Source organism: Arthrobacter sp. H5, from assembly GCF_000520595.1.
Lineage (GTDB): Bacteria > Actinomycetota > Actinomycetes > Actinomycetales > Micrococcaceae > Arthrobacter_D.
Genome location: NZ_KI915001.1, coordinates 7846 through 13741, shown reverse-complemented (window position 1 = coordinate 13741; position 5896 = coordinate 7846). Strand labels below are relative to the sequence as shown.

Sequence of the window (5896 nt, the reverse complement as noted above, 5' to 3'; positions counted from 1 at the left end):
ACCAGCCGAGCTGAAGCATCTCGAAATCGCCGCGGGACTGGACGTCCAGGAGGGTGGAGTATTCCACCGGCAGGATAGTGAGGTTGAACCCGCCGTCGGCCACCGCTGCCTGCAACGCCTGCGCAAACCGGAGGGTGTCCGGGGTGTTGCTGACCTGCATTTCAATGGCGTACGGGGTTTCAATGCCGGCGTCCTCCAGCAGCTGTTTGGCTCCCTCGGGATCAAACGGCGGGCAGGCCTCGCTCAGTTCCGACGTGAACGGGCTCGACGGCGCCACCGGCGAGCAGGCGGGCTCAAACCAGTTGTTGAACACGGTATTGACCAGCGCTTCACGGTCAATGGACATGGACAGGGCCTCGCGGACGGCTGATTCCTGGGCAAGCGGTGTGCCGATGTCACCCACCGGCTCCCCCACGCCGTCGGTGTTGCCGACATTGATGGTGAGGCCCTGATAGCCCAGGGATCCAACCTGCAGCACCCCGACCCCGTCCTCCTGCATCAGGGCGTCCACGTCTTGGGGAGAAATGGTGTCAGCCACCTGGACATCGCCGGAGCGCAGGTTCGCCGCGCGGATGTTGGAGTCGGTGATGATCCGGTAGGTGATGGAGTCCAGGTGGACGTTGTCGGCGTCGTAATAGAGCGGGTCCCGCTCCACCGAGATGGAGGTCTGCGGCACCCGTTCCACAAACTTGAAGGGCCCCACGCAGACGGGATTGTCGCCGAAGTCTTCGCCGGTTTTCTCGAGTTCTGCTGGTGAGAGCATCATCCCCGCCCGGTCCGCGAGCGCTGCGGTGAGCGGCGCAAACGGCGTTTCGTAGGTGATCTGCACGTGGGTGTTGTCGATGGCCTCGATGCTGCTGATGGGCCCGAGTTCGCTTGCACGGGACGATTCTTCGAGGGTGAGGTGGCGGTCCAGCGTGGTGCGGACTGCCTCGGCGTTGAACTCTGTGCCGTCGGCAAAAACGGCGTCGTCGCGGACTTCGATGGTGACGGTCAGCCCGTCCTCCGAGACGTCGGGCAATTCGGTGGCGAGTTGCGGCACCAGCTGACCGTCCGCGTCGATGTCATACAGCTTCTGGCACATGGTCTGCATGACGTAGCGCGTGTAGAGGGAGGATGAGGTGGTGGGATCCAGCCGGTCCGGCTCGGCGGAGAGTGCCATCACCAGGTCGCCGCCTTCCACGATGGTCTTGTCATCGAGCGCAACCGACGTGACGTCTTCGCGCTCGGGCGCCACTTCAAGCACCTGGATGGGTTGGCAGGCGGAGGCCGAGATAACGACGGCGGCTCCAACTGCAGCGGTGAGGAGCATCCGAGTGCCGGATTGGCTATGTGGGGGGAAGAACATGTAAATCCTCTGGTCGAGTCACAGCTCTGTGCGTCGGCGGATTGCTTCACTCGATGTGAGATTGAATACAATCACTTGTACGAGACTAAGCTTCGTATACATTCATTACAAGCTTGTTACCGAAGGAAACTTATCTAATGCGACGATCCCGGGTGTCAACACACCGGCTTCAGCTTGCGCTCATGCTTACCCTGACGTTCTCCACCGGGGTGATTGACGCCGTCGGGTATCTGGGCCTGGACCGCGTCTTCACGGGCAATATGACCGGAAACGTGGTATTGCTGGGCATGGCCGTGGCCGGCGGCAACGACCTCCCGGTGCTCCGCCCCGCACTGGCGCTGGTCTTCTTCATGGTCGGCGCTGCACTGGCCGGACGCCTTTTGCGGAGAGGGCCCGAAGGATGGTCGGGGCGAACCTCGCTCGCGCTGCTGCTGGTGGCGCTGGGCACTGCCGCATTGGCAGTGGTGGTGGGACTGGTGGACGTGAACAATGACGAGGTGTTGGGGAGTGTTGTCACCTCCGGCCTGGCCACGGTGATGGGAGTGCAGGCAGCCACCGCGAAACGACTGAAGGTCGCTGAGATCACCACCGTCGTTGTGACCTCCACCATTACGGGGCTGGCTTCGGATTCCTGGCTGGCCGGCGGCAAGGGCAAGTTCTGGGTTCGCCGGGCGCTGGCGATCCTGCTGATCGGCCTTGGCGCGGTGGCCGGTGGTTTTGCGCTGCTGATTGATCTCTGGGTGGGTATTGCGATTTCCGCGTTGCTGGCCTCCGGGGTGACACTGGTCGGCCACCTCCGGTACCGCCATGACCGGCTGCTTGACGTCAATCCGGCCGATCGCGAGCCCGCGGAGTCCCGGAGCTAGCCCGGCCCGAGCTTCGCTTACGTGAGCAATCCGGACAGAAAGCCGAGCAACCTGGACTTCCGTGAGGGGAATCCCCTGCCCACCTTTGTCCGGGTTGCTCCATCACTCTCCCACCTACGTCCGCAACCTCACCCTTTCACCCCGGAGAACGACGACGGCGCCACCAGGCACGGCGCGCAGGTGCCGGCTCAACCGGCGTTGCCTCAGGTTGCGGTGCAGCCATGCGGCGTGCCCGCCACCGGAGAACTTCCTTTTCAACATCCCGGGTACTGGTCACAACGGGCGGCCCACCCTGCAGTTGCCGCCGGGCATCCACCACCCGGGCGTTGAAGTCTCCGAGGAGCTCGCGGACGTTTGCCTCAGCGGACTGCCTATCCAGTTCCCCGTCCAGAGCTGCATCGTCTTTACGAAGCTGAAAAGGCGCCGGTGCGAGGCCGGTCAACTGCTCCCGCTCGATGAGGCCCTTCACCCACCAATCCGGGTCCAGCGTTGCGCCGAGGCCGGGGATTGGCTTACCCGCGTAGGCGAGATTGTCGAAGTCGCCGCGGGCCTCGGCCCGCTTGATAGCCGCGTCTGCCTGCTCGGCGACGTTGCCTACGTAGCTGACCTGCGGTCCGTCGTCGTTCTCATCCTCCGCAACTCCGGCTTCCGACCGCCGCGCTGCCCGGTACTGAGCCGCGCGCTGCCTGCGCCTGGCCTGGTCCTCCATGCCGCTCATGATGTCGGCCGCCTCCCGTGCGGTCTGAGCTTGGTCCGTCCAGTATTCACTGAGCCCCGACCGAGGGCAACTATGCGGGTGACACTCAGCAATCTGAGAAAACGCTTGCTGAGATTTTTATACACGTGTAGATTAGCCCGTGCTGGAGAGGTCAACTTCCTACCCGCACGGTTGCGAAGCCGGTGAACGCCACAAGCCCACATCCACGCGGCGATAAGCACGTCAGCTCACTGTCGAGATACAAGAAAGTGCACCCTCACATGATTATTCGCGGAAATGCGGAAATACAGCCTCACACCGAGCACACGGCGTTATCCGGGATTGCCCTGGCCACAACCCTGCTCGCACCCGCTTTGGCTGCCTGTGGCGGGAACGCGGGAGATGACCGAACCGTCGAACTGCGGTTCGCGTAATGGGGCGGGGATGTCCGCCACCAGATCACGCAGGAAGTCATCGACGAATACGAGGAAGCGAACCCCGGAACAACGATCAGCGCTGAGTACTCCGATTGGGGAGGCTATTGGGACAAACTGGCCACCACTATCGCGGCCAGGGACGCCCCGGACATCATCCAGATGGACTTGGGTGTGATCAACGAATACATGGGCCGCGGCGCCCTGCTTCCTATTCCTGAGTCGGTCGACACTTCCAGGATTGAGCCATCCGCATTGGAACCCGGACAAACCGAAGACGGTCTGGCCGGGGTTCCCAACGGCGTCAACACCTACGCTATCTTCGCAAATCCCGCCATTTTCGAGAAAGCAGGCGTTCCACTGCCGGACGATGCCACGTGGACCTGGGACGACTATGAACGGATCTCCAAGGAGATCACGGAGAACACCAACGGAGAAGCGTAGGGCTCCTCCCTCGGATTCCCCGACAGTCTCTCGCTGGTCGCCCGGCCAAAGGGCGAAGACCTGTTCACCGATGACGGCCAGTTGGGCATCAGCGAGCAGACCCTCACCGAGTATTGGGAGACGATCCTGCAGCGCACGAAGGATGGCATTCCGCCCCCACCATCAGCAACTGTCGAGAACATCGATGTGGGCGTGGAATAGACTGATTTTGCGCGTGGAACGGCGGCCATGACTTTCGACTGGAGCAATCAGCTCCGCGCAACCAGCGACGCCCTGGGATCCGATGACCTGGTGATCCTCCGGCTGCCAAGCATGACCGGCAACGCCGTCGACGCGCAGTCGTCCTTCAAGGCGTCACAGTTCTGGAGCATCTCCTCGGGCACCGAACATCCGGAGGAAGCGGCCGAGTTCATCGACTATTTGATCAACAGTGAGGCGGGACGATGGGCGCCGCAAGTACGGCGGCCGCTAGGGTGGGTCCATGGAAAAGGCAGAAGGTCCCGACGTCAATCATCAACGGCCAACCGGCGCATCCGACGCGACAGTCGAGGCGCTCGGTAAGCTCTCCGAAGCCCTTGAGGTGGTGGAGCATGCCCGTGGCTATCTGTATGGGTTTCATCGCCTGACGGGCATGGCCGACCTCGCGCTTGGAGAGGCAGCAGATCTGCTCCGCAGCGCGGGACACACCGAACTGGCGGACGCCGTAACGGAGCAGATTGTGGGCCGCAACGTCATTGAGGGCCGGTGGACCTTCCAGATCGTTGAAGAGTACGACGACGGGTACTACACCGAGTTCAAAACGATGGAAAAGCGTGCCCGCGATGAACTGCTCGACGGAAAGCGGCACCTGTTCGAGGCCGAGATGAAGGAAGACCGCCGAACCCGCGGCCGCCGGCATCATGAGGCACTGCCGCCGGAGGCCAACTAGACGGGCAGAGCAGCAACCTACGGTGAACAGCCCAGGATCAGGCGTTGGCCCTGACCTCCGTCCCCGCCTGTCAGGGATTACCGAAGCGCCAACGCGGTCACCGTTGCAAGCAGCACGTTGGCTCCCTTCTCAACGTCCTCCCAACTGCTGTGTTCGGCGGGCGTGTGGCTTCGTCCGCCGGTGCTGGGGATGAAGATCATGCCGGTCGGCGCCAATCGTGCCATGTTCTGTGAGTCGTGTCCGGCGCCAGAGGGAAGGCTCATGGTGCTCAGTCCCTGCCGCCGGGCGGCATCCTCGATGATCCGCTGGATCCCGTCGTCAAGCGGCACGGGGTCGGTGATGCTGTCCCGGCTGTAGCTCACCGTTAGGCCATGGTTCCGCGCCGCTTGTTCCGCGGCGTTGAGAATCGCGGCTTCCAGATCCAGCAGGCTGTCGCGGTTCTGATCGCGGAAGTCGAGCTGAAGGCGTGCCCGCCCCGGCACCACGTTCGATCCTCCCGGATGGACATCCATGATCCCGCAGGTGAGCACGGCGGTATCACTCACCGACCGAGCTATGGCGGAAAGCCGGGCGAGGAACTCCCCCGCGCCCTGAAGCGCATCACGGCGCATCGGCATCGGCATGGTCCCCGCGTGGTCCTGGCTGCCGGAGAACTCAAGCTCCCCTCCCCCAATCCCGACAATCGAAGTCACCACGCCAATATCGGTGCCGGCCGATTCCAGTACCGGCCCCTGCTCAATGTGCAGCTCCACGAACGCGTGCATCGAGCCCGCCTCCACCGCCGTCTGCGCGGCCAGCCTGGGGTCCCAGCCCAGCTGTTCCAGCGCATCCACCAGGAGGTCGCCGTCCCTGCCCCGAAGTTCTTTCAGCGTGGCCATTGGATAGTTGGAGACCAGCGCCGTGGACCCCAGCAGGTGGTGGTAGCACCCCTCCTCATCCGCAAAGATGACCACGTCAACCGGCCGGGCAAGCCGGGCACGTTGCCCGGTGAGGCAGCGCGCCACTTCAAGCGCCGCAACGGAGCCGAGAATTCCGTCGAAGCGGCCGCCTTCAGGCACCGTGTCGAGGTGGGATCCGGTCCAAACCGGGGCGGCGCCGTCGGGAGCGTCCGGAGCGTCGACGCGGATGAAGACGTTCCCTATCCCGTCGGTCCGTACCGGCAGGCCGGCCTCCGCGCAG

Annotated in this window: 6 protein-coding genes; 3 read left to right on the top strand and 3 right to left on the bottom strand. The window is 63.5% G+C overall.

Going from position 1 to position 5896, the window contains the following annotated elements; genetic code table 11:
• Window positions 1–1348 (bottom strand): ABC transporter substrate-binding protein (locus Y708_RS25080; RefSeq protein WP_253905817.1); only part of this gene is annotated, 1348 nt, incomplete at its 3' end.
• Between the two features lie 137 nt (window positions 1349–1485).
• On the opposite strand from Y708_RS25080, the gene Y708_RS0113760 reads away from it, so the two are divergent.
• Window positions 1486–2214: a YoaK family protein gene (locus Y708_RS0113760; protein ID WP_035776364.1), complete on the top strand. Its 729-nt coding sequence runs from the start codon at window positions 1486–1488 to the stop codon at window positions 2212–2214.
• Between the two features lie 136 nt (window positions 2215–2350).
• On the opposite strand, the gene Y708_RS0113755 is transcribed toward Y708_RS0113760, so the two are convergent.
• A complete protein-coding gene (locus tag Y708_RS0113755) occupies window positions 2351–2932 on the bottom strand; it encodes a DnaJ family domain-containing protein (protein WP_028280382.1) in 582 nt (193 codons plus the stop codon).
• 437 nt (window positions 2933–3369) lie between these two features.
• On the opposite strand from Y708_RS0113755, the gene Y708_RS27580 reads away from it, so the two are divergent.
• Both Y708_RS27580 and Y708_RS0113730 read left to right on the top strand, forming a co-directional pair.
• Window positions 3370–3789, top strand: coding sequence for an extracellular solute-binding protein (locus Y708_RS27580; RefSeq protein WP_081746801.1), 420 nt, complete (start codon window positions 3370–3372; stop codon window positions 3787–3789).
• Window positions 3790–4270: 481 nt separating this feature from the next.
• Window positions 4271–4717, top strand: coding sequence for a hypothetical protein (locus Y708_RS0113730; protein WP_028280380.1), 447 nt, complete (start codon window positions 4271–4273; stop codon window positions 4715–4717).
• Window positions 4718–4794: 77 nt separating this feature from the next.
• On the opposite strand, the gene Y708_RS25070 is transcribed toward Y708_RS0113730, so the two are convergent.
• Window positions 4795–5896 (bottom strand): Zn-dependent hydrolase (locus Y708_RS25070; RefSeq protein ID WP_051479001.1); only part of this gene is annotated, 1102 nt, incomplete at its 5' end.

Bases quoted from the DNA above. Each gene is read 5' to 3' on its own strand.
- Y708_RS0113760 (WP_035776364.1), top strand. From the start codon at position 1,486: ATGCGACGATCCCGGGTGTCAACACACCGGCTTCAGCTTGCGCTCATG.
- Y708_RS0113755 (WP_028280382.1), bottom strand. From the start codon at position 2,932: ATGAGCGGCATGGAGGACCAGGCCAGGCGCAGGCAGCGCGCGGCTCAG.
- Y708_RS0113730 (WP_028280380.1), top strand. From the start codon at position 4,271: ATGGAAAAGGCAGAAGGTCCCGACGTCAATCATCAACGGCCAACCGGC.